This is a genomic window from Catenulispora acidiphila DSM 44928 (assembly GCF_000024025.1).
GTDB lineage: Bacteria > Actinomycetota > Actinomycetes > Streptomycetales > Catenulisporaceae > Catenulispora > Catenulispora acidiphila.
In genome coordinates, this window is record NC_013131.1 from 4526451 (window position 1) to 4549201 (window position 22751).

The 22751-nt window shown below is 65.7% G+C and carries 21 protein-coding genes and 7 pseudogenes; 10 read left to right on the forward strand and 18 right to left on the reverse strand.

Annotation, left to right across the window (positions count from 1 at the left end):
* Positions 1 to 15 precede the first annotated feature (15 nt).
* The 3 genes from CACI_RS51290 to CACI_RS54285 all read right to left on the reverse strand — a co-directional run bounded on the left by CACI_RS51290 (position 16) and on the right by CACI_RS54285 (position 1026).
* Positions 16 to 183 (reverse strand): hypothetical protein, encoded by a 168-nt coding sequence (locus CACI_RS51290; protein ID WP_015792597.1) that lies wholly within the window; start codon positions 181 to 183, stop codon positions 16 to 18.
* Positions 184 to 200: 17 nt separating this feature from the next.
* Positions 201 to 557 (reverse strand): PRC-barrel domain-containing protein, encoded by a 357-nt coding sequence (locus CACI_RS19745; RefSeq protein WP_015792598.1) that lies wholly within the window; start codon positions 555 to 557, stop codon positions 201 to 203.
* A gap of 151 nt (positions 558 to 708) precedes the next feature.
* Positions 709 to 1026: an STAS domain-containing protein gene (locus CACI_RS54285; RefSeq protein WP_015792599.1), complete on the reverse strand. Its 318-nt coding sequence runs from the start codon at positions 1024 to 1026 to the stop codon at positions 709 to 711.
* 98 nt (positions 1027 to 1124) lie between these two features.
* Between CACI_RS54285 and CACI_RS19755 the strand changes: the two genes are divergently transcribed.
* Positions 1125 to 1265 carry a hypothetical protein gene (locus tag CACI_RS19755; RefSeq protein ID WP_223297590.1) on the forward strand — a complete coding sequence of 47 codons (141 nt, stop codon included), beginning with the start codon at positions 1125 to 1127 and terminating at the stop codon, positions 1263 to 1265.
* Positions 1266 to 1365: 100 nt separating this feature from the next.
* On the forward strand, positions 1366 to 1755 hold the full coding sequence (locus CACI_RS19760; RefSeq protein WP_015792600.1) for a TIR domain-containing protein: 390 nt from the start codon (positions 1366 to 1368) through the stop codon (positions 1753 to 1755).
* Between the two features lie 197 nt (positions 1756 to 1952).
* Here CACI_RS19760 and CACI_RS48065 read toward each other — a convergent pair whose 3' ends face one another.
* Positions 1953 to 2336 carry a helix-turn-helix transcriptional regulator gene (locus CACI_RS48065; protein ID WP_223297591.1) on the reverse strand — a complete coding sequence of 128 codons (384 nt, stop codon included), beginning with the start codon at positions 2334 to 2336 and terminating at the stop codon, positions 1953 to 1955.
* A 514-nt stretch (positions 2337 to 2850) separates the two neighbouring features.
* Entirely contained in the window at positions 2851 to 3468 is a 618-nt protein-coding gene (locus CACI_RS19765) for a TetR/AcrR family transcriptional regulator (protein WP_015792602.1), read from the reverse strand.
* A 212-nt stretch (positions 3469 to 3680) separates the two neighbouring features.
* Here CACI_RS19765 and CACI_RS19770 point away from each other — a divergent pair, with 212 nt between their 5' ends.
* Positions 3681 to 4592: a 4,5-dihydroxyphthalate decarboxylase gene (locus tag CACI_RS19770; RefSeq protein WP_015792603.1), complete on the forward strand. Its 912-nt coding sequence runs from the start codon at positions 3681 to 3683 to the stop codon at positions 4590 to 4592.
* Positions 4593 to 5081: 489 nt separating this feature from the next.
* On the opposite strand, the gene CACI_RS48070 is transcribed toward CACI_RS19770, so the two are convergent.
* The gene (locus CACI_RS48070) at positions 5082 to 5681 is read right to left on the reverse strand and encodes a response regulator transcription factor (RefSeq protein ID WP_085953859.1); all 600 of its coding nucleotides are present in this window, start codon (positions 5679 to 5681) and stop codon (positions 5082 to 5084) included.
* On the opposite strand from CACI_RS48070, the pseudogene CACI_RS54290 reads away from it, so the two are divergent.
* Positions 5681 to 6333: pseudogene (locus tag CACI_RS54290) on the forward strand (S8 family serine peptidase); the annotation flags it as partial. The gene CACI_RS48070 and the pseudogene CACI_RS54290 sit on opposite strands and share 1 nt — an antisense overlap.
* Before the next feature lie 776 nt (positions 6334 to 7109).
* On the opposite strand, the pseudogene CACI_RS54295 reads toward CACI_RS54290, so the two are convergent.
* Both CACI_RS54295 and CACI_RS54300 read right to left on the reverse strand, forming a co-directional pair.
* Positions 7110 to 7407 (reverse strand): annotated as a pseudogene (locus CACI_RS54295) (helix-turn-helix domain-containing protein).
* Positions 7407 to 7613 (reverse strand): annotated as a pseudogene (locus CACI_RS54300) (DUF2975 domain-containing protein); the annotation flags it as partial. The pseudogenes CACI_RS54300 and CACI_RS54295, both read right to left, overlap by 1 nt.
* A gap of 97 nt (positions 7614 to 7710) precedes the next feature.
* Between CACI_RS54300 and CACI_RS54680 the strand changes: the two are divergent.
* Positions 7711 to 7885, forward strand: a pseudogene (locus CACI_RS54680) (IS256 family transposase); the annotation flags it as partial.
* A 349-nt stretch (positions 7886 to 8234) separates the two neighbouring features.
* Here the strand turns inward: CACI_RS54680 and CACI_RS49995 are convergent.
* Positions 8235 to 8783, reverse strand: a complete 549-nt coding sequence (locus CACI_RS49995; protein WP_143765319.1) for a hypothetical protein — start codon at positions 8781 to 8783, stop codon at positions 8235 to 8237.
* Between the two features lie 53 nt (positions 8784 to 8836).
* Positions 8837 to 9616, reverse strand: a complete 780-nt coding sequence (locus tag CACI_RS19785; protein WP_143765320.1) for a hypothetical protein — start codon at positions 9614 to 9616, stop codon at positions 8837 to 8839.
* Between the two features lie 1998 nt (positions 9617 to 11614).
* Here CACI_RS19785 and CACI_RS19790 point away from each other — a divergent pair.
* The 4 genes from CACI_RS19790 to CACI_RS19800 all read left to right on the forward strand — a co-directional run bounded on the left by CACI_RS19790 (position 11615) and on the right by CACI_RS19800 (position 15264).
* Positions 11615 to 12073 carry an IS21 family transposase gene (locus CACI_RS19790; protein WP_015792606.1) on the forward strand — a complete coding sequence of 153 codons (459 nt, stop codon included), beginning with the start codon at positions 11615 to 11617 and terminating at the stop codon, positions 12071 to 12073.
* Between the two features lie 517 nt (positions 12074 to 12590).
* A complete protein-coding gene (gene ltrA / locus CACI_RS19795) occupies positions 12591 to 14042 on the forward strand; it encodes a group II intron reverse transcriptase/maturase (RefSeq protein ID WP_015792607.1) in 1452 nt (483 codons plus the stop codon).
* An 8-nt stretch (positions 14043 to 14050) separates the two neighbouring features.
* The gene (locus CACI_RS50000; RefSeq protein ID WP_143765321.1) at positions 14051 to 14485 is read left to right on the forward strand and encodes a transposase family protein; all 435 of its coding nucleotides are present in this window, start codon (positions 14051 to 14053) and stop codon (positions 14483 to 14485) included.
* Positions 14482 to 15264 (forward strand): Mu transposase domain-containing protein, encoded by a 783-nt coding sequence (locus CACI_RS19800; protein ID WP_049871639.1) that lies wholly within the window; start codon positions 14482 to 14484, stop codon positions 15262 to 15264. Before CACI_RS50000 ends, CACI_RS19800 begins: the two co-directional genes overlap by 4 nt.
* On the opposite strand, the gene CACI_RS19805 is transcribed toward CACI_RS19800, so the two are convergent.
* Positions 15241 to 15702 carry a hypothetical protein gene (locus CACI_RS19805; protein WP_015792608.1) on the reverse strand — a complete coding sequence of 154 codons (462 nt, stop codon included), beginning with the start codon at positions 15700 to 15702 and terminating at the stop codon, positions 15241 to 15243. The two genes, CACI_RS19800 and CACI_RS19805, sit on opposite strands and share 24 nt — an antisense overlap.
* Positions 15703 to 15752: 50 nt before the next feature.
* Here CACI_RS19805 and istB point away from each other — a divergent pair, with 50 nt between their 5' ends.
* Positions 15753 to 16583 (forward strand): IS21-like element helper ATPase IstB, encoded by an 831-nt coding sequence (gene istB / locus CACI_RS19810; RefSeq protein ID WP_015792609.1) that lies wholly within the window; start codon positions 15753 to 15755, stop codon positions 16581 to 16583.
* 444 nt (positions 16584 to 17027) lie between these two features.
* On the opposite strand, the pseudogene CACI_RS54305 reads toward istB, so the two are convergent.
* The 7 genes and pseudogenes from CACI_RS54305 to CACI_RS45820 form a co-directional block, all read right to left on the reverse strand.
* Positions 17028 to 17359, reverse strand: a pseudogene (locus tag CACI_RS54305) (ATP-binding protein); the annotation flags it as partial.
* 6 nt (positions 17360 to 17365) lie between these two features.
* Positions 17366 to 17506 (reverse strand): annotated as a pseudogene (locus CACI_RS54685) (IS30 family transposase); the annotation flags it as partial.
* A 29-nt stretch (positions 17507 to 17535) separates the two neighbouring features.
* Positions 17536 to 17883 (reverse strand): annotated as a pseudogene (locus CACI_RS19820) (helix-turn-helix domain-containing protein); the annotation flags it as partial.
* Positions 17884 to 18169: 286 nt separating this feature from the next.
* Complete coding sequence (locus CACI_RS45815) at positions 18170 to 18988, reverse strand: phosphotransferase (RefSeq protein WP_015792610.1); 819 nt, start codon at positions 18986 to 18988, stop codon at positions 18170 to 18172.
* A 121-nt stretch (positions 18989 to 19109) separates the two neighbouring features.
* The gene (locus tag CACI_RS19830) at positions 19110 to 19574 is read right to left on the reverse strand and encodes a hypothetical protein (protein ID WP_015792611.1); all 465 of its coding nucleotides are present in this window, start codon (positions 19572 to 19574) and stop codon (positions 19110 to 19112) included.
* A gap of 298 nt (positions 19575 to 19872) precedes the next feature.
* The gene (locus CACI_RS19835; RefSeq protein ID WP_015792612.1) at positions 19873 to 21207 is read right to left on the reverse strand and encodes a tetratricopeptide repeat protein; all 1335 of its coding nucleotides are present in this window, start codon (positions 21205 to 21207) and stop codon (positions 19873 to 19875) included.
* A 387-nt stretch (positions 21208 to 21594) separates the two neighbouring features.
* On the reverse strand, positions 21595 to 22671 hold the full coding sequence (locus CACI_RS45820) for a CPBP family intramembrane glutamic endopeptidase (RefSeq protein ID WP_190276783.1): 1077 nt from the start codon (positions 22669 to 22671) through the stop codon (positions 21595 to 21597).
* Between the last annotated feature and the right edge of the window lie 80 nt (positions 22672 to 22751).

Sequence of the window (22751 nt, forward strand, 5' to 3'; positions counted from 1 at the left end):
CGCGTAAAGCCGTCGTCAGCGGCCAGGTTTCTTGCCTCCACGGCGCAATTTCACGGCCCCTAGGACGAGCGCAAGCACGAAAACGACTACACCGATGATCAGAAGATAGAGCAGGCCTTTGGCGACGGTACCGACGATTCCCAGCACGATTGCGAGAATCACCAGCAGCAGCAATACCACCATCGTGGATCTCCTTGTGGTCAGCGACGGGCCAGGCGCCGTTCGCCGGCGGCGCCCGGGGTGTAGGTCAGCTCGTAATGCACGAAGATCGGCTGCTCGTCCTCGACCGGCAGCTCGTCGTCGGTGCCGATCGCCGGCGAACCCTTCACCTGGGCCTTCGGGTGGGCGACCTGCACGTAGCCTGGCCCCACCACCGCCCCGGTCAGGGGTACGAAGACCAGGCGGTGTCGGGTGGGCAGCCCGACAGTGACCGCGGCGAAGTACGGTTCGTCGGTCGCGACGTCCACATACACGGACTCCAGCGTCCCGATCTTGTGCTTTCCCGGGTCGACCACGTCGTGGCCGCGCCACTCTCGGATGTCGCCTACCTCGATCACAGCGGCCCTCTCAGTCATGCGGCGGTGTGATCTCTATCCTGCCCCGGCCAAGGGCATACATCTTGGTGACAGGGCCGCAAGCGGCGGGATTGGCCCAGGGCGCCCGCGATCATTGGCGTCGCAGTGGTGAAGCCCCGGTAACGCCGCCGCATTAGAACAGCGTCGATGACGAGCACCGACAGGGTGCATACGCCCGAGCGCTGGGTGGTCGGGCGGACATTCGGACGTCCGCGAAGCGCGCGACGACCTCAGTCATTCCGGTCAACTCCAGGACCCGGTCGACATACGCATTGAATCCGATCAACGCGAAGAACGCCTGCTGCTCGGCGGTGTGGCGATGCGCGCGCATCACCGTCTGGAGCCCTATTGAGTCCATGAAGGTGATCCCGACGCAGTCCAGAGCCACCGCCGACAATGGCGTGAGCTGCACGGAAAGTTCGTTCCACAGAGCGTCGGCCGTTCTCGGCATGCGCGGGCCTCGCTTCTCCGCTCGACCCGGCCCCACGCCCGCGTCTGGAGGATCCGCGACAATCTCATCGCTGTATCGCCAGGGCCAAAGGCGAAGGCTTGCTGGGGGAAGTCGAAGGGCTCCGCGTCAGCTTGGATGGTGCCGAGGACAAGCTCGGCCAGATCGACCGCCGCATACCGAGGACCGTTGACCTCGCCATGCCCACCTTCAGCCAGATCGCTGACCGCGCGAACGGCTAGGCAATCAGTGCACAATCGACCTCTCGACCTGACCAAGACCCCGGCGAGCTTCAGCCCGCCGACGCAGGCACCCCTTGGGCCACACCATCAGGAGGAACCAGTGTCATATCCGCAACTGCTCACCCCTGAGGAGAAGCTGGCCGAAGCGAAGAAGCTGTTGAGCCTCCCGCATATCGTCGTGATCTGCGGCTCCACCCGCTTCATGACTGAGATGGCCGAGGCCGATCTGCGGGAGACCGAAGCCGGGAAGATCGTCGTCAAGCCGGGCTTCGACATGAAGTCGCCGCACGGACTGTGGTCCGGTCCTGTCGAGGCCGAGGCGCTGAAGGTTCGGCTCGGGGAACTGCACCGGGCGAAGATCCGGCTCGCTGATGAGGTGCTCGTAGTCGGCGACTCCATCGGAGACAGCACCCGAGCCGAAATCGCCTACGCCCGATCGCTGGGCAAGCCCGTGCGGTTCACGCACCCCGACGTCGACCCTGGCGCCTGACCGTCTCGCAGTGGCTCGGCCCACCGTCGCCAACACCGATCTACTGCGCCAGGTCCACGACGTGCTGCGCACATCCCGAATTCCCGCCCAACTGGGAAGCGGACTAGGAGTCCATCGATACCAGGCCCGTATGGGCGGGGATCGTGGCGTGTGCGGACACAAGTTGGTTCAGCCGCCATTCGAATACGCAGGATAGATCAGAAGGCAGGCTCTCCGGCCAGCGTGAGGCCAGGGGCGGCAACCAAACCCGGCTCGCCAAGTTCGGCGGAAACCGCCGACGGAAACTCCCCCGAGGTTGAAGCCAACCACAGCAAGAGCGGCCCGACCCGCAGTCCGTCCTGAGCTCGATGCCGAAACGGGTGATCCAGGTCAACCGTGTAGACAGTCCGCCGCCCTGTCCGCGTTCTGATGATGTACCCGGCAACCTCCAAATCCGCCAGGATCGATTGAGTCGCACGCTGGCTGAGGCCTGCCTCCTCGCTCAGCTCACGAACCCGTGCCTGCGGATTCCGCGTCACCGCGACCAACACATGGCCGTGCCCGGTCAGAAGTGCCCAGGTCCGAGCGTCAAGGGAAGTCACGCCTCCATCGTAAATGCTGCATGTTGGTTCATGTATAAGGTTGCAGTAGTTGCCTACCGCCAGTGCCGATTTCGATCCGGGAGGCAAGTATGTAGGCGGTAGTCGGAAAGCCGAGGTCAGTTGTCGTCTGGAGACTTCATGTGGATTACCACGGTGCGTCGCACGCTCGCGTCGATCATGGCCGGTGCGCGGTGCGCGGTGCGCGGTGCGCGGTGCGCGGTGCGCGGTGCGCGGTGCGCGGTGCGCGGTGCGCGGTGCGCGGTGCGCGGTGCGCGGTGCGAGGTGCGCGGTGCGAGGTGCCGGGCCTCGCCGAGACCACAAAGCTGACGCCCCATCAAGAGGTTTAAGCTCTTCGGGCACCATAGCGCAAAACCCCAGCTCAGAAGCTTGAACTGGAGATGAGCTACGGGGTGCGCCACAGGGAGTTGAACCCCGAAGCCCGCAGATTAAGACTGCCATGGACGGAGCCTTCTCACCGAAGGTGGCGTCCGTCTCACCCGGCCGCGGGACTGTTTCACTGCCGCAAAACGGCCTGGACACCGTCGGCGAGGCCGGCGGCGTCGGCCGCGCCGAAGGCGACACGCTGGAGCAGCATCCCGTGCAGCAGGCCCATCACAGTGCGCGCGGCCAGATCCGCGTCCACGGTCGCGGGCATCGAGCCGACGGCCTGGCCGCGCCGTAGCGCCTCGGCGATGCTGCGGTGCACGCCTTCGAAACCCTTTACGGCGCCGTCGCGGACCTCTTCGCTGCGAAGGATTTCCGACCATGTCTGGACAGCGCAGCGCAGTAGCTCCTCAACCGGCACCATGCGGCCCGCCGCGTCCGTCACTGTGTCCTGTTCGATGGTCCTCAGCGCCGCGGCGACCAGATCGGCGACGGTCGGCGCGTCCGTGGCTTCGGCCAGGCGCTGGACCGGCTCGAAGACCAGCCGGAACGCGTCGCTGGCGATGGCGAGGATGATCTCCTCCTTGCTCGCGAAGTAGCGGTAGGGCGCTCCCGCCGACAGGCCGGCCTCCGCGGCGATCTCAGGCATCGACGTCTGGTGGAACCCATCGCGGGAGAAGCAGCGGCGAGCCGCGGCGATGATGTCGCCGCGCTTGGCCGCTCGGCGTTCGGGGCTGATGCGCGGCACCGGCGTCCCCTTTCAAAGTGAATGGTCGTTCATCTTGACCTCCCCTACGTCCCGGGTCCATGGTAATAGTGAAGGCTCATTCACGGAACCGTGGATCCCGGTAAGACACGGTTGAACAGGGAGGCACTGACATGAGCACGACACTGAAGATCGCCTCGTACCCCTACGAGCACACCTAGGCGCTGTTCGACGGCCGGGTCCGGATCGATGGCGTGGACGCCACCTTCGAGACGGCGCCGCTGGTCACGGACATCTTCCGGCCCATGATCGAAGGGCGGTACGACGTCGCAGAGCTCGGGCTCACCTACTTTCTGCGGACCTTCGACCCCGACGACCCGCGGTATCTGGCACTGCCGATCATGCCCAACCGAAACTTCCGGCACTCGGCGGTCTTCGTCAACACGGCCAGCAGTATCCGTACCCCACAGGACCTTGCGGGCCGGACCATCGGCGAGTTCGCGCTGTACGGCCACGACCCGGGCGTGTGGGTCAAGGGCATCCTGGCCGAGGAATACGGCGTCACACCGGAGCAGTGCCGCTGGGTCATCGGCGGCACCAACCACCCGATTCCGGCCTTCGACTGGCTCCCTCAGCCGGTACCCGCCGGGGTCGACGTCTGCCGCGCTCCCGAGAGGGCGACTTTGGACGCGATGCTGAAGGCGGGCGAGATCGACGCGCTGATCTCGGTCGACGTCCCGCAGTCCGTGATGCAGGGTTCGCCGAGGACGGCCCGGCTGTTCCCCGACTACGACGTCGTAGAGCGGGACTACTTCCGGCGTACGGGAATCTTCCCGCCGATGCACATCGTTGCGATCCGCACCGAGGTCGCTCAGGATCCTGATGTGGTGCGAGCTGTCTACCGCGCGTTCTGTGAGGCGAAGGACCTGGCCGCGCAGAGGTACCTGGATGAGGCGGTGAAGCAGCACATGGGTGTCATGACGCCTTGGTTCAGCAAGCTCTTCGCGGACAACCGCAGCCTGTTCGGAGACGACTGGTGGCCGTACGGGGTGAAGGCTAACCGGAAGGCCGTCGACACTTTCCTCCGGTACCACTATGAGCAGGGCCTATCGGGGCGGCTGCTGACGTGCGAGGACATCTTCGTGCCCGAGCTGCTCGCGGTGTGAGGACGGTGCGACAACTACTGCACCGCTCGTTGGCGACGATGACAAGCATGCTCGACCCTCGTCGTCGAAGAAGACCGCGAGCGCGTCAGTGGGGAAGTCATCGGCGGTCGTGCGGAGAGATGGATTTCCAGTTCTGCGAACGTGCGGATTAGGCGGCCTGTGGTCACCTTGGACATGACCAAATCAAAGAACCCGCCTTGACGTTCGCCGGTAGGACCGGACGACACCTTAAGCCACCAACGCCCGTGCGGAGGCCAGCGGGTTCGAGGGCTGAGACTTTCCATGCGTTCACTGGTTTTTTTCCCATCCCCGTGCCCGATGCCGTTATGGGGCCGTCCTGGTGGTGCCGGCCGGTCTGGTGAACGCCAGCCCTGCGTGGGCGACTGATTATCTGGTGCATTGGAACCACTTCCGGCTTCGGTAGCAGCTCGTCGCAATGATGCCATGCTGTTTGGCCTAGGCACCGATGCGCACGGCATCCTTAGGTGCTTAAGGGTCGCAGCTGTGCGGTGACACTGATCGAGTCCGGGCCGATCCCAGACAGGTGTCCTGCCAGATCTGAGCCGTGATTTGGCGTCGCGAAATGATGGATTTCGGCTGCGAGGCGAGCGGGTGGAGAAGATCAAACTCTTTGCGTGTAAGCAAAATGCTGCGGCCTTGCAGCAAGACCTCTCGGTTTAGTACATCGATGTGGAGTGGTCCGTGACTGATAACGCGATGCAAAACCGGCGTGGGCCTGACCTGGGACATTACCGCTTCAATTCTGGCAATCAGCTCTCGATAGCCGTATGGCTTAGCAGGGTAATCATCTGATCCAGCTTGCAGGCCAAGTACCTGGTCGATTTCATCGGAGCGCGCGGTGACGGTGGCGATCGCGATATCGCTGATCGCGCGGATGACGCGGCAGATCTCCAGGCCATCTATGTCCGGCAGCTCGAGAGCGCGGAGCACTCGATCGGCTAGGCGGTACTCGACCAGTGCTTCAGCGCTGGTCTTCACAGCCTCGACGTGATGCTCGTGTCGTCGCAGGAGGTCGGCGCAAGCGACGTCTGGTTCGACGAGCAGGATGGAAAGGTGTGCGCTGGCCAGCGCCGAACACCGCGGTGACGCTCGGCGCGAAGTTCGTCTCCAACAGCTACGGCGGTGGCGAGTCCAGCGCCGACACCGGCTACGACAGCACGTATTTCAACCACCCCGGCGTCGCCATCACCGTCAGCTCCGGCGACGGCGCCTACGGCGTGGAGTACCCGGCAGCGTCGAAGAACGTCACCGCGGTCGGCGGCACAGCGCTTAAGCGCGACTCCAGCGCCCGCGGCTGGAGCGAGTCTCTGGGTACACCAAGGCCGGCGAGGGCACCGGCTCGGGCTGCTCGGCCTATGACGCCAAGCCGTCTTGGCAGAAGGACACCGGCTGTGCCAAGCGCACCGTCGCGGACGTCTCCGCGGTCGCCGACCCGGCCACCGGCGTCGCGGTCTACCAGACCTACGGCGGCAACGGCTGGGCCGTGTACGGCGGCACCTCGGCGTCCTCGCCGATCATCGCCTCGGTCTACGCCCTGGCCGGCGCCCCGAGCGCGAGCGTTCCCGCCGCCGACGCCTACGCCCACACCTCGGCGCTGAACGACGTCACCACAGGCAGCAATGGCAGCTGCTCGCCGGCCTACCTGTGCACCGGCGAGATCGGCTACGGCGGCCCCACCGGTTTGGGCACGCCCAACGGGCTGACCGCCTTCACCGGCTGACGATCCATACGCGGCCGTCCCTGCACGGGGTCGGCTTCGTGAAGCACTGAAGCACGCTGTCTGTAGTGGCGCAGCCTTGCTGCGCCGCCACAGGCCTTCGTATGTGACTTATGTGGGTAGTGGCGCAGCTTTCTACGACGCCTAGTCAAGTTGTGTGGTCCGAACCACCTACAGAACACCTGCGGTCGGCAGATACTGGAACTTCGGGATGAGAGGTTTGCCGAGGAGCCGGCAGTGCCGGTGAAGCAGTACAGGCTGACGTTTGTCAGCAGAAGATCGCGGTCGGTGGCTCCGTGCGAGTCCGAGCGCGCTGCGATCGTCAGCCAGTGGAGCGCCGCCTCGAAGCTGTACCAGCACGACGCGATCGGCTGGTCGGCCGCGCGCAGCAGGTGCATGATCTCCGCCCGGCCGCGACGACGGGCTGGATGGCGCGCCGTCGCGCTAGGTGATCTCGGCCCGTGGATATTGGGACGGCCGCCGCCCTCGAAGCAAAGACAGCCGCCGACGCGAGCAGATGCGAGTCGACTACCCCGCTGCCACAGGCAGCCAGCATCGTGAACGAATCTGGTGCCAGGCACGGGCTCGGGGCAACTGTCGACTACTGCCGCACATCCTTCCGACGTGATCGGCGTGGCCTGTACCACTGCTTTGCAAAGCGTCGCGATGGCGGCACGCTAGATGAGGAAGCCCGTCATGGTCCGCGGGGGGTCGAGCATGACGGGCGTTTCTTCAAGATAGAGCGGCGATGGTGGCTTGTCACTGTCTCGGAGACGGCTCTATCTCAGGTCTCTGGGATGTCCAGCGGGGCTTCGGCCTCCCAGCGGCTGTGGGGTCAGTGCGTCGCCGGGCAGGTCCGACTCATCTGCGAAGCCTTCTGGTTCCCAGCGGAGTAGGTCGCCTGGCTGGCATGTGAGCGCCTCGCAGAGTGCTGCGAGTGTTGTGAAGGCACTGCCTTTGTGTGGCCGTTCTTGAGCACCGCTAGATTGGCGGCGTGATCCCCACGCGGTCTGCGAGTTCGCCCACGGACATCTTGTGCCTGGCGAGCATCACATCGATTTCCACGGCGATCGGCATTAGATCACCTCGTTTAGCTCGGCTTGCATCCGCACTGCCTCGACATCGTGGGCGGGCCGCGTGGGCGAGCAGCGTCCGCAGCACCAACACGATGAGTGCGACGCCAAGATGGCCAAGCCGATCCCGGCCATGATGCCGGTGATGCCCGGGTCATCCCGCTGGCCCGGCGCGTTGATGGCCGTGACCGTGAACCAGGTCATGTCCGCTGGTGTGGTGTAACTGACCTTGAGCTGGGCTCTAGCGCATGGGGAGCCATCGCAGGACGTTCGTAGGGAAGTGTTCGAGGTTTCCCGACGGGCGGCTCTGCGATGGTTCTCCCAGTCTGAACTCCTGGACCTGCTGGCGTCACTGCGTCCGTCCAACAATGTGGACATGGTTCGCACCGCGTTGGAGCGGATCTTGCAGGAACTCATCGAGGCTGAGGCCACTTGCGACGATCGACGCGGTGCCGTATCAGCACAGCGCGCAGCGCACCACCGGCTCGGAAGAAGGCGGTGCTTGTCGCGCTGCTCGGCGTTGCAGTCACCACCGGCTGGCAAATCAGTCCGACGCTGCCATGGAACCTGGTCACCGATCACCTGTAGGCCGCGCAAGCCGCCGAGGTCGCGCCGCCATGCACAGGCCCGACGGCGAACGCGCCGGTGCCGCCATTCGCCCGGCGCCTATTGCCTGATGTAGGCCGAACAATGCCGCGGCTGTCAAGCACCGCAGCCGTAGAGCTTTCTCACGCCACTGATCCGGCTCTGCCTGAGGCCCCGTGACCGTCGGGAGCGAGGCCTCAGGCAACCTTTCGTCGTTTCTGGGCTTCCGTGTCGGTGGCAGTCCGTCTATTGCGGGGTGAACGTTGATGCGGCTTGTGCCTTGCCGCGGCAATCGACCTCGGCGGCAACGTTCATGTCGGTTGAGACGCTTGTGTTCAAGCTAGGATCGATGGCATAAGTGATCGTGGCAGTGCCCTTTTTGGCGGCGAGGTTGAACGTGTCCTCGTTGGGTGCCTTTGGGGCGTTTCCAGGCGGCATCGGAATGCCAGCGAACAGTTCAGGGTATTTAGCGAAGGCTTGAGCCACTGAGGTGTCGGCGCCTGGCGCGATCCGTCCGTTGGGTGTGTAGTCGCTGAGTCTCCACCCGTCGCCGCGATGCGACATGGCTGCGTAGATCTCGCAGTCGCCGGACCATTGTCCGTTCCATGAAATCGTGATAATTGCGTATGATCCGTTTGAAAAGTTCGCTTTGTTACTAGCTGCGAGCTTCTGTTGTTCGCTCTTGGCCTCGCTACCTGTGAGGACGCGCACCGTGAAGCTACCGCTTACAGATGACGGCTTGCTATTAGAGCAAGACGTTACAAGAAATCCGGGGCCGCAGAAAATGCTGGCCACGGCGATAAACCTAAGGGCGCGTCCTCGCAGCATAGTAGGTTATCTCCTGGTTCCTAGCAGATGTTGTACGACGAGCTGTCCGCGCCGTAGGCCTGCCACTGCTCGCTCGTGTTGCTGTAGTTGGCGGTGATGACGGGCCCCGAGGAGGACACGGAGATCGAGACGCCGTTCAGCGTTGTGCCGCTCCAGCCGTGCGAGTAGTGCGGGGTGAAGAAGACGTTGGCGCAGCCGAACCCGCTTCGGTCGAAGACCAGTGTTTCGAAGCCGTAGTGGGCGAAGCTGTCGTTGGGGACTCCGATGATGACGGCGTTGTCGAACCCGAAGCCGCGACCGAGGTTTCCCCCGCCATCGGACGAGTTGGACGTCTTCTCCCCGAAGTTGTTTCCGTACCAGCCGGCAGTCTGCGACATGACGCGGATCGAGTTGCTGGCGCCGAGGGCGAAGCCGTCGGAGTGGTCCTGCGTGTTCATGCCGGAGTAGCTGGTCCAGTTCCAGTTTCCCGTCACGACGTTGTCGTTGTAGGAGGAGCTCCAGTACACGCTCGGCGTCGGCATGTTCACGTAGTTCCGGCTGGAATCGTTGGGCCGTATCTGTGCCACGGGCGTCCCCGAGAGCGGCGTGAGACCGAAGCATGCCTTCAGGCCCGCGTCGATGGTGCTGTGCGGTGCACCCCCCAGCGTCATTTTGGCTGTGTAAGCCTCGATGGCGCTGGCTTCGGGGCGCGGCGGCTTGGCATTCGCGCCGACCACCACGCAGCCGAGGGCTGCCGACACCGTGGTGCTCGTCCTCCCGGAGGTCGCAGCGCTTGCGTTCCCGGCCATCGCAGTGGTCACGCCGGCCGCCAAGGTGGCGACGGCAACAAGCGTTGCAGGTAGTCTTGTGCTTGTCCTCACGGATCCTCCAAAAGACGTGACTGGACGTGGGGATTTCGGCGGTCGGGTGTCCTACCACCCGGCCGTCTCCCCTAAAGCAGAGATCTGATGATCTCGCGCAGTCAGATTCTCAGTACCCTGAGTATCTGTCAACGTCAGATGAGGCGGATTGACTTGGCCTGCCCCGGCTGGGTCCGTGAGGACTAGACCTATTTCAAAACGCGCGCAGAGCGTCAATTCGTCTCGCTGATACATCAGACCCCTGTGATTCACATCACACTGTGGTGAGGTATCGGATCATAGATCGCAAGGCGTTCCGCGTGACGTCACCAGTGTCTACGGCCTTAAAAGGCCGCGATGGCAAGACGCCCCGACCTTGCCTGCAATCTCAAGATTAAGAGTCGCGACGGTTGGGAGATCGGCGATTGAACCAGAGGCGCGCGTCCGCGAGACGTCGTGGTAGTCGCGCTTCAGCCGCAGTTCATTGAACGGGCGGGTTTCTGCATCAGCTCCTGGTCCGGTGGGTGCGCACCGTCATCAGCCCAGGGTGCGAGGGCTATGCGATTCGTAGCTGCGACCGCCCACCCTCTGGCTGTTCTTGCGACGCGTACTTGCGCATCGTTCCATTAGTCGCGGAAAGCTACACTTCGACCTCGCGCTCACGTCCGTGTGTTACCCGTCCAGTGACGCTGTCTGTAGCGGGTTTCATTTGGCCCGGGAAGAGCGCACGTTGGCTGCCTAGGAACGGATCGCGGCGTGGTTACGGACCCATGCCCCTCGGACATACGCTGCGCTACCCGGCCCGGCGGATCCGTCCGGAGCCGAGGAGGCGGAGGCCGCCGTGGGCGTTCTGCCGCTCGACGTTGAGGGGATGGGACCACGTCCGTGGATTCCCGCGTGCGCGTTTGACAGGTTCGATTGGCACACATGGAACTTCATCGACGTGCCGATCGGTGCTCTGGGATGGAACTCCCACGGTAGCCATTTCACCGCGCCTCAGGAGCCGGGGGAGACGTTCACGGAGTGGATCGAGGGCATCGTCGACGAACTCTATGGCGCCCCAGTACATGTGGGAATCCTCCGCGCCGGAACGGTCGACGGGTGTCTGTTGTGGAGGGACACGGGGATACCCGTCACATACCGTCGGGGTGGGTGCCGGTCGGGCCCGCGTAGAACCATGACAATGCCGCTCGCCGGTGGTTGGGCCGAGACCTGCGATAGTGCGCCGCAGCCTACCGTCCTGAATGAACATGATGGGCTCGGGAGACCCGGCGCGGTGTCCGGCCCAGAGCGTGAATCAGTTCCAGGCCGAGCAAGAAGTCGTGTGCTTGGGCCCACACGATGTGAGCTATGGGGCGGGAGCGCACATAGGCCAGTTCCCAACGCTGGATGGAGTGGTGGCTGACGCCGACGATGTCAGCGACCTCCTTCTGGGTTCTGTCGCAGGCGATGCGCTGGCGTCTGATGGGGGTGGCTAGGCGTCGCCGTACGAACTGCTCCCAGGATTCGTCAAGGCGGGGACGCAGTAGGGTCTTCACTGACGTGCCGTTTGGTGCGATGAGTATCAGCCGTAGGGCGAGCGCCCGAGAGCACTGCATCAGGTGTGTCAACGCTTCGCCAAAAATGACCCCCGGACGCTCTCCGAAAACTGACCCCGCCTGGTCATGCTGCACCGCTGTCCGAACACTCGCGGGCGGGATACGCCACGATCAACTTCGTTCGACAGCGATCGCCAACATGTCGCCTCCGTGAGCCGGCTGGCCGCCGGGCGACGCCCGGACTCCCCGCGCAACGTTTAAGGCTCAAGTGTGAGCGGACGTGACATTGTCCCCGCTGGCGGAAATGAAGGGTCCCCACCTGCGGACATGAAGACCACCCATTGATGGACTCTTGACCTCCCCACCTGTCCTCGGGGGCCGCTTGGCAGAGTGGCCGCCTGTGAAGACGAATGAGGAGATCATGGAAATACTGGCTGCATACGACTTGACGGGCAGTTACCGCAAAGCAGCCGAGCTGGCCGGATGCGACCACCACACGGTGCGCCGCTACGTCCAGCTGCGTGGGACCGGGATTGACCCGTCGACGCGGATCCCGCGCACGAAGATGATCGACGCCTTCATGCCGAAGGTCGAGGAACTCATCGAAGCGTCGCGCGGCCGGATCGGTGCCGACCAGGTCCACAAGAAGCTCGTGGCGATGGGCTATGACGGCACCGACCACACGACCCGCCGCGCGGTGGCCGCGGCGAAGGAGTCCTACCAGGCCGGGCACCGCCGAGTTCACCGGCCGTGGGTGACCGAGCCGGGGATGTGGATGCAGTGGGACGTGCGCCATGAGGCGCCGTGTTTCCGACGGAGGTGGAAGACCTTTCCCGGCTGGGTCGTCGCAGCGATCTGGCTGAAGCTGAGGGCAGTCTGACCCGGGAGGTGCCGGGGAGGGCGGGAAGCAGCCCTGACAACGACGGGACGGGCCGGTACTGCCAGACGGCTCGGGCCCGGCTAGCGAGGCGGGTAGGTACAACGCGAGTGAACCAGTGGTCGACCTTCCGTAAGGAATGCCGCCGGCTCCAACCTGGTGGATGTGGGCCGGAATGCAGTGCGCGTCGGCGGGTGTCGAACAAGCCGACGACTTCGGGTTCGGATGTCTCAGTCGGGCTCGGAGGCCACGGCGAATGTCTGCGGCGTAGTCGTGGCGATGCTGCCGGAAGAAAGCTGGGTGCCGCCCCCGCCGATCGGAACACGGTGAACATGGGAACCGCGCTGCGGCCCCCCGGTCCGCGCGCATCCGGCGCGTTGCCCGGGAAGGCCCACCGTCGGCTGACGGCCGCTGCGCGGGGCGGAGTCCTCGTAGTAGTCCGAGGGCGGGAAAGCCGTCCGCATGGCGAAGGAGGACAGCGAGTCCGCAGCAAGCGGACTGGAAGGGCAGGAGTGCGGTGGTGAATACTGCCGAGCCGCTCCCGGACGTCGATGACGCCTGGATGCGGGTACTGAGGATCCAGTGCAAGCTGCACCGGTGGGCGACCGACGACCGGTCGCGCACGTTCGATGATCTGTTCAACCTCGTCTGCGATCCCGCGACGCTCGTCATGGCGTGGGATCGAGTTCGGGGCAACAAGGGCTCCCGCACGGCTGGGATCGATGGCCGGACCGTCAGCAGGATCGAAGGTCAAGGCGTCGAGGAGTTCCTGGCCGGACTGCGGGAGTCGTTGAAGTCCGGGGAGTTCTGGCCGGTCCCGGTGAAGGAGCGGATGATCCCGAAGGCGAACGGCAAGCTGCGTCGCCTGGGGATCCCGACCGTCGCCGACCGGGTGGTGCAGGCGGCTCTGAAGCTGGTTCTAGAGCCGATCTTCGAAGTGGACTTCGAGCCGTGTTCCTACGGCTTCCGTCCCAATCGGAGAGCGCACGACGCGATCGCCGAGATCCACCACTACGCCTCGCGTGGTTACGAGTGGGTGTTGGAAGGGGACATCGAGGCGTGCTTCGACAACATCGACCACACGGCCCTGATGGGCCGAGTGCGCGAGCGGGTCGGAGACAAGCGCGTGCTGCGCCTGATCAAGGCGTTCCTGAAGTCCGGCATCTTCTCCGAGGGCCGCGCCGTCAGGGACACCCGCACCGGGACGCCCCAAGGCGGCATCTTGTCGCCGTTGCTGGCCAATGTCGCGCTGGCGGTGCTCGACGAGCACTTCGCTCAGGTGTGGCAGGAAACCGGCCGGACCTGGGCGGCCAGGGACTGGCACCGGCGTCGCGGCGGAGCGACCTTCAAGCTGGTCCGCTACGCCGACGACTTCGTGATCTTGGCTTATGGTTCCCGGCAGCATGTCGAGGACCTGACGGCCGACGTCGCGCAGGTGCTGTCCACGGTCGGTCTGCGCCTGTCGCCGACCAAGACCGCGGTCGCCCACATTGATGAGGGGTTCGACTTCCTTGGGTTCCGCATCCAGCGGCACCGCAAGAGGGGGACGGACAAAAGCTACGTCTACACCTATCCGAGCAAGGCCTCGATGCAGGCCGTGACGAGGAAGGCCAAGGCGATCAGCAGACAGAGTGTCGAGCACCCGCTTGAGGACGTGCTCAAGCAGCTGAACTGGCTGTTGAAGGGGTGGGCGGGCTACTTCCGCAACTCTGCGGCCAAGGCGAGTCTGAACTACCTGGGCTACTACACGTGGCACCGGGTCTGGCGATGGATCCGCCGCAAGCACCGCAGGGTCCCGTGGAAGAAGCTCAAACGCCTCTACCAGGGCAGTCAGGTCGGTGCGACCTGGTGGCCTGAGCACAACGGGATACATCTGTTCAACCCGGCGACGGTGGAGATCGTCCGCTACCGCTACCGGGGAACGCGCATCCCGAATCCGTGGAGCAGGTACGCGCAACTGGCCGACCGGTAGTCTGCCGCGTGGCCTCGTGGAGAGCCGGATGCCCGGTCAACGGGCACGTCCGGTTCGGAGGGCGGCCCGAGGAAACGGGCTGGTCGCAAAGCCAGCACCGCGCCTCGGGCCGACCCTACTGGGGCGAGGGCCCGCGCCTCGGAGATCGCCGCACGTCGCCGTGGTGCGCGTGGCTGGCCTGGTCGCGGTTCCGGGTGGTGATCCCGGTGCTGGACCGGACGATCCCGACGGTCGCGGCCTGCCTGGACGCCACGTTCCGGGCGTTCGGCGGGGTGCCGACCTACTGCCTGACCGGCAACGAGAAGACGGTGACGACCGCGCATATCGCGAACATCGCGGTGCGGAACCCGGACATCGTGCCGATCGGCCGGTTCTACGGGACGGTGATCGGCACCTGCATGCCCGCCGACCCGGCCAGCAAGGGCGGGGTGGAGAAACGGTGAAGATAGCCAAGCGGGACATCGTCCCGACCACGACGAACCTGCGCGGCAGCTACGTGTCGTTCGGTGAGATCGAGGCGGCGTGCGACGCGTTCATGGCCGAGGTCAACGGTCGGGTCCACCGCGAGACCCGGCGGATCCCGCTGGAGATGCTCGGCGAGGAGCGGTTCCGGCTGCACCAGGTGCCCGAGCACCCCTACACGCAGGCGTTCGGCACCACCAGGCAGGTCCACGACAAGGACTCCACGATCCGGGTCGAGCAGGTCCGCTACTCGGTGCCGCACCAGCACGCCGGCCGGCAGGTGTTCGTGCGCTGGCACGGCGACGAGCTCGTCGTCACCGGCATCGTCGACGGCACCCCGGTCGAGATCGCCCGGCACCACAGGTCAACGCCGGGGAACCCGGTGATCCTGGACGAGCACTATCCGGAGTCCGCCCGCGGGGCCAGGACGCCGAAGCCGACGAACGCCGCCGAGGAGGCGTTTCTGGCGATCGGGCCGGGCGCGGCTTCGTGGCTGGAGGAGGCGGCGGCCGAAGGCGTGCGCGGAATCGCCTCCAAGATGGCCGAGGCCGTGGCGCTGGCCAAGCTGCGCGGGCAGGGCGCGGTCGACCGCGCTTTGGGGACGGCGGCGATGGCCGCCCGGTTCGCCGAGGGCGACCTGCGCTCGATCCTGGACCACCAGTCGTTCCACGACGCACCGGCCGCGACCAGCCGCGCCGGCGAACAGCACAGCCTGCAGCCGGGAACCTCGGCCTGGTCAGGATTCGGGAATCCAGGATGAGGCCGTTGCGTCCGCGTTCTCCCAGGCCAGCGGAGCATCCCGCCCGGGGGCCGCCGTCACCTTCAACGACTGCGGGTGCATGTCGTTGGGGTTGTCGACCACCGTGAACCCGGCCGCGGTCAGGATCTGCACGACCGCGGCGTTCATCGCCTGCCTGACCGCTCCCGCATGCCAGATCGCCGGATCCTCGAAACGCCGGTCGGCCACGGCGCCGACGATGCGGTCGGTCAGGCGGTCGGAGCACGCCCAAGACAGAATGACGCCGCCGGCGGTGTCGTCGCCCTCGTCAACCTCGACGAGGACGCCGTTCACGTCACCGTGCAGGCCGTGCTCGTCGTTGCCGACCGTCGGGAGGCCGGCGATCGCCAGCTCCTCTCGGACCCAGGCCGCGACCCGCTGCCGCTCGGCCAGTTCCTCACCGCTTGCCTTCTCGAACACGCAGGCACTTTAGCCAACCGATCACCACTGAACAGGAAGAACCCAGCTCCATGACCGAGCTCTCCCTCCTGCCCGCCGTCCGTCCCAGGCCCTCAGCCCCGGCCTCCGCAGTCGCCGCGACCTCCGGGGCCGCGTTCGACGAGGCCGTCGCGCTCACCAGGGCACTGAAGCTGCCGCACATCCGCCGGGCGATGACCGACATCATCCCCACCGCCAAGGCCCAGCGCTGGGACCCGGCCGAGGTCGTGCGCGCTTTGCTGGCCGAGGAAGCTGCCGGCCGCGCCGCCTCCAACCTGCGCACCCGCCGCCAACGCGCCTCGTTCCCGACTGGCAAGACCTTCCACATCTGGAACGAGGACGCCTACTCGATCCCGATCCCGACGCAGTCCGCGCTCCGCACGCTGGAGTGGATCGGCCGGCAGGAGAACCTCTGCGTGGTCGGTCCTTCGGGCACGGGCAAGAGCCACTTCACCGAGGCCCTGGGCCAGGCCGCGGTCGACGCCGGGATGACAGTGGCCTGGTTCACGATCGAGGACCTCGGGGGCCTGGTCCGCCGACATCGCGTCGACGACTCGGTCACCAAAGCCTTCGCCCGCCTAACCAGGACCGATCTCGTGATCGTTGACGATATTGGGCTATTGCCGGTCTCCGCCGACGCAGCCGAGGGCTTCTACCGCCTGGTCGACGCCGCCTACGAGCGCAAAAGCCTGGCCGTCAGTTCGAATCTTCACCCGTCAGGCTTCGACGAGATCATGCCCAAGACCCTGGCCACCGCGACCGTCGACCGGCTCCTGCACCACGCACACGTCGTCGTCACCGCCGGAGACAGCCACCGGCTCTCCGAGGCTGTCAACGGCAACGGGGTCGTCGCACTCAGCTGAGGCTCAGGAGTCCTGGGGAATCTTGATGTCCGCGCGGGGCGAAGTCATGTCCGCATGGGGAAGATACGTGTCCACGGACCGCCCAGCTGGAGAGATCTCGCGTCCGTCAGCGTGTTACCTGAAACGTCCGCAGTCGGAAGCCACTACGTGGCCATTGACACTCAAGCCCGAAATCCTGGGGTGCCGCCCGAATTTGTCGCTCTAAGGCGGCTTCGATCAGACTGTCACCCGGACGACGGCCCCGACCCTCCCAGTAGTCGACATTCAAATCCTGCGCGGCCGCGTAGTCGTGATTGCTAGCTGCAAGCTGCCGCACCAGCGATGCAAGAGCGGGAAGCTCGAAGTAGTCGAATGCTGATGCCACCACTTCCATCCGCTCGGGCGAGTAGCGATTGATCGCCTCGTCAAGACTGTTGCTCTTCAGCTCGGTCTCCAGCCGTCCGGCTTGCCGATCCCCGGCGGGCCCAGCAGGATCACGTTCTCGGCCTTGGCGACGAACGTGCCGGTAGCCAGGTGCGCCAGCACGTCGCGCCGCAGCGAGGGCAGATGGTCGAGGTTGAAGTCCTCCAGGGTCTTGACCTGCGGGAAGTGCGCGGTGCGGATCCGCATCACGGTGCCCTTGGACTCCCGGTCGGCAACCTGCCCTGCAGCAGCGCGGCCAGGTATTCCTCGTAGGACCAGGTCTGATCGCGGGCCTGCTCGGCCAGCTCCTCCCAGAACGTGCCGATCGTCGGGGTCTTCAAGACTCTGGTCAGGTAGGCGATCATCGACGGCATGCCGTCCGTCTTGTCGTTGACCCCGACCCGCTTACACGCTTCCTGACTACTCACGCCTTGATCCACGAGACGGAAGTATTCCTCCCGCTCACGACTCAAGGGCTTGCGCCCCTGCGATGAGCGGTCCTGCCGGATTCGGAAGTCCATCGCATCCCCTGGCCTGGGATGTTGCGACAACCACTAGAACTCAAGGTGCGGTCCACCGGGCCGATCCCGACGTACTCCGGCCGGATCTGCGCCAGCCGTTTGCGCAGCGGCGGCATAGAGTACGGCCAGCCGATCCGCTCGGCGATCACCGGCCCCGGCATCCGAGGCCGCTCCGTCAACAGCGCTCGGATCTGCGGCTCGAACTGGTCGACCACCGACCCGCGAGCGGCTCGCTCGTACTTCGGCGGCCGGTCCGAGTTCAAGGCGGCCCGCACGGTGTTCCGCGCGACCCCGAGCCTGTGGGCTATCTCCTTGATGGGCACGCCCTCGGCACGGTGCAGCCGGCGTATCTCGGCCCAGTCCTCCACTTTCAACACCTCCCTAGCGTCAGGGGGTCAACTTTCAAAGATCGCTAGGGGGTCAGTTTTCACGAAGTAGCGACACAGGTGCAGCGTCGAAGTTGCGCTAAGTGAAGCGGTTGTTGCCAGGTACTGCTCGGTGGTGTGGTGGCTATAGCCGACTACGGCTATCGGGAGCCGGTCGAGGCGCCGAGGCCGGCCCGGCGGCTCGGGGCGGGCGCTGAAGATGCGGTCCTACAGCACGTTGTGCCGAGATCGGCAAGGTCGTCATGAAGCACGAGTGGGTGCCTCGTCGAGGGTCGGCTCAGGAGCTTGTTGCTGTCCGTGCTTCGAGCCATGCCCGGACCAACCCGGCGTATTCGACCAGCCATGGAGGGGCGCCTTCGACGTTCCGCCGCGACCAGGTCTGGTTCAAGAGGGAAGCAAACAGGTTGGTGTGCTCCGGGTCTGCGCTGCTCCACAGCGGGAACCGGGCCAGCCACGATTCGGCAGCCTGTGGGCTGTGTCCTGCACGGATCAGCCACGGCATCATGAAGCCGAACTCCAGCCAGGAGGCGCCGCGCGATACGAACGCCCAATCCACGATGCGGACCGCGCCGTCGACAGTGATCAGTACATTGTCTGGGCTCAGATCGCAGTGCACCAGGCCATCACTGGCGAACACTCCAGCACGGTCGTCCAGCGCCCGGTACCGATCTTCAACCCGCAGTTTCACCGACGGCGGGCAATCCCGCGTGGCGAGTTCTTCTACTGCGACGGAGATCGGCTCCAGGTCTGGGGAGCCGGGTGCGTAGTCGGCGTGGCGCCCGTGCACGAACTCGAAGCCGACGATCCGCCAGCCGGCCACATCGAACCGCCACAACAGTTCAGGGGCGTACGGCCGGACCGCGTGCAGAACCTCGGCCTCGTTCAGCAGCGACCAGGCCTCGGCGCCTCCGCCGCGCTGGTTTGGGAGGAGGCGGGCGCCCTTGATGAACGCCCGCCCCCGGCTGGTGCGCAGTTCCCCGACCACGTCGGCGTGATTGCCGAGAACAGCGGGGATGAACTCCTTGACCGGCCCCGCCAGGTCGGCCAGCTCGGCTAGGACCTGATCGGGTAGGTCGGTGAAGGTCGCGCGCACCATGGGCCTTCCTCTATTCGCTAACGGTCTTGGGGGCCATCATCGTTGAGCTGGCGGCGGTGGAGGGGGAGGTTCGCCTTTCGGGTCGCCAGGTGGTCTGTTCTTCATTGCCGGCGTTCTCCCCTCAGTCCGGGTTGCAGGGGACCGGCGGGTTGGGCGGGCAGCAGGATTCGCCGGTTTCCCACCACAGCATGTCCACTCGGTAGCCGGTGGCGTGCAGGATCGGGATGGTGCGCTCCATGGCCGCGCCGGAGCTGATGTCGTCCAGCCTGATCGGCACGTGGTGTAGCCGTCTGCCGTTGTTGTGGTCTTGCTCGAACTGCTCGTATTCCTGGGTGTGCATCAGCAGGTCGTGCCAGAACGGGTCCACCGACACGTCCGGCACGATGCGCACGCCGGGGTTGTCGCACACTGCCTTGAGGTACAGCAGTGCCTGGCGCACGCCGTCGGCCGCGTAGAAGCGGTGCACGTGGTGGTGTTCGGTGGCGTAGCGCACGAGTTTGGCGAATGTCTCGGCGCTCACCAGCTCGGCGGGGTCACGCCCGTCCCCAGCTCGCACAGCTGGAGGTCTTTCGAGGGCGACGGTCACGTGGACTTCCTTCCACTCGTTGATGTGAAGGGCCTTTCGCCTTGTCGTGGCGGAAAGCCTGCTGTCCCGGGCGTGCGGCCCGGCGGTACCCCGCCACCGAATCGTCAGGATCGATAGATCGATGGCGGGAGCCTTGGTGGGAAAGCGTGATCGAGCTGGTCCGACCGATGGAGCTGTATGCCGGTTGGTGGCTTTGGTTTGAAGGGCCGGCAGGTCCAGGCTGGTGGCGGTGCTCAGCGCCTGGCCGAGGCCCCACGAGATCCCGGAAGGGCCCGGTGGGGACTGTGACGCAGACACATCACGGCGTCAGCAGCTCCAGTTCGCTGCGCAGGTCATCGGCGGCCGGGTCGACGATCCCGCGCAGGTCCAGCAGAGCCTGCTCACGCAGTTGCGTAGCCTCGTCCGCGGCTCCGGATGCGTTCTTGGCCCTGGCCAGGTGGTAGCGGGTGCGGGCGGTGGCGAACGGCTCGCCGGCCCGGAGGCGGAGCGAAAGCGCGGCAGCGTGGTGCTCGACGGCCTGGTCCAGCTCGCCGAGCCGGGAATGTGCCTTGCCAGCGCCATCGAGGGCGTCGGCGGCGTTGTAAGGGGCAGGACCGGCGAATTGCAACGCCAGTGCACGTTGGAAGGCGCACAGCGCATCGTGTTCGTGCGCCTGGGCCAGCAACAACTCCCCGTCGACCAGCGCGGTGGCGATACGCTGCGGTACGTTCTCGGGCCCGTTCACGATCGATGCCTTCAGCGCCGCCAGGTGTTGGCTGGCGTGGTCGATGTCACCGGCGCCGATGTAGGCGTTGACCAGTTCCAGATGCGCGTCGCGCAACCACTGCGGGTCGGCGTCGCAGCCCTGGAGCTTGTTCAGCCCGACGAGCCCGCCTTCGATGGCCTTGTCCCACTGGCCGCGCTGGGCGGCCACCCAGGACCGGTTGACGTACGCCAGTCCCGCGAGAGCAGCCTCAACCGCACCCTCACCGCAGCGAACGAGCACCTGGCCCAGGATGTCGTCGGCCTCGTCCAATTGGCGGGCGGCCGCGTGCGCTACGGCCAGGCGACTCAACGCCGCGTTCGAGCCGACGGCGTCGTCGAGCCGGGCGAACAGCCGCGCAGCTTCTCGGTAGTCCACCACTGCTTTCGCTGGTTGACCGGCCACCTTGTACCCGCCGCCGCGGTTCAGCAGTGCCTGCGCCTGAGCGTGCTCATCGCACCAGCGACGCGCGGAGGCCAGTGCCAGGTCCGCCAGTATCACCCGCCGATCGACATCGTGCACGAAGGCCATCACCTGCTCCAGGCCCCGCACCACACGGCAGCTGTCCTCATCGACCTCATACAAGCGGGCTTGCAGCAGTACCTCGTAGATCCCATCGGCGTTGTCCCGGTACCACGCCAGGGCATCGTCGAAGGTCTCGAACACCGGCGCGCCGTCGACGACTTCATCGCCGGGCAGCGGCGGCAGCAGGATCTGCGAGACCAGCCGGACAGCGTTGGCGACGCGTGCGTAGCGGCCGATCTGTGCCTTCAGCACCATCCGGGCCGCGTCGGTCATGACCGCCGTATGCGATCGATCTCCGGTGGAGGTCAGGTGCTCCAGGACTTCTGCGGCGGCATTGGCCTGCTCCGGTGTCAGCGTGGTCGACATCTGCTCGGTCCCCTCGATGTGGTGGTGTCGGATGTGGTCGCCGGCTCGATGTCCGGCATGGCCTACCTAGCGCAGGTCGTCATGCCACCCGCGGGTTGTGCGTGCGATAGGCGTTGTTGCCCTCCCGCCCTTTCACCGGCAGACAGGCCGGTTGCGGGCGGGGCTGGTGCGCCGCCGGGCCGGGCGCGCTCACACCGGCCCGGCGGAGTTCAGAGTCGTGGCGGGATCAACAGGCCTTCTCGATCCCGCCGCCTGATCCGACCGGTTGCGGCGTCGGGTTGCAGAAGGAGCCCGCTGTTTGTCCCGGTGCACGGATGGACCAGTGATCGTGTCTGATCAGATGGAAGGCCACGATCGAAAACGTGACTACAAGCATCACCGTGATCCTCACGACGGGCCTCCGGTGCGGGCTGCTTCCATCGCCGGTTGGTGCTGGGGCCTGTCGCCGCGGTTCTGTTCAGTGGCGCGGCGTCGCGGCAGGAAGCTGGGTGGGTACAGCAGCATCAATGCGCCGGCGCTGATGAAGACGTAGAGCACAGTCCGGTTGCCGGTGATGGTGGCGCAGTCGAAACAGGCGTGGGCGAGGATCAGCGGCGCCACTCGGCCCGTGCGCTCGAACAGGCGGATGTTGACCAGGGCGAATATTGCCGCCCCCAAGCCCGGCAAGCCCATGTACAGGTGGATGCCGACCCGAGCGAGGACGGCGACAGCGTAGATCTCGTACCTCGGCCGGCCGGCGCGGTGGAGCAGCGCATACAGCCAGGCGGTGCAGATGCCTTCCTCGACGACGGCGTTCACGCACGCCACAGCGATCCAGAACCAAAAGGATTCGACCATCCCGCTGCCAGGGCCAACAGGGCCGACCAGCGCTGGCGGCTTGAGCCCGTACAGGATCAGATTGACCGCGGCCAAGCTGCCGAGCAGGCCCAGCAGCGAGGTGCGCGCTAACGCGTAAAACTCGGTGATGCTGCGGTGCTTGCGGCCTCCGATGCCCAACTCGGCCGGTTCCGGAGCGGCCAGGACCACCGCCAACGCTCCAGCCAGTGCGGCGCTGCCGACCAACTCCACGATCCGCGGGGTCAGGTCGTCGCTTTCCAGCAGTTGCACATGGCGCAGCGCCCATTCCACCGGAATCAGTGCCGCAGCGATGATTCCCAAGGCCGTGACACGGCGCCCGGGACTGTTGAACACGACTATCTGCTTGCCGCGTTCCGATGTGATCAGCGCGGCGCAGATCATCAGCGCTGCCAAGCCGGCGAGCACGGCAGGTACGACATCGGCACCGTTCTGATGGCGCAGAATCGCCGCCATCCACGCCTCAGGTAGGGCGTGATAGGTGTACAGCAGCAGCGCGGTCCAGGTGAACGCTGCGGCACCGAATACCGCTGCATACACCGCGAGGATGGCGGGGTAGGCGTATGTGGCGCGTATCGGCGGTGGCGCTGCGGGAGTTGGAACGGACATCAACATCTTTCTTAGGTCGTAGGGACAACGGCAACTGGTGATCGGAGGAGGAAGCTCCAGCCGATCGCCGCCACCGGCGG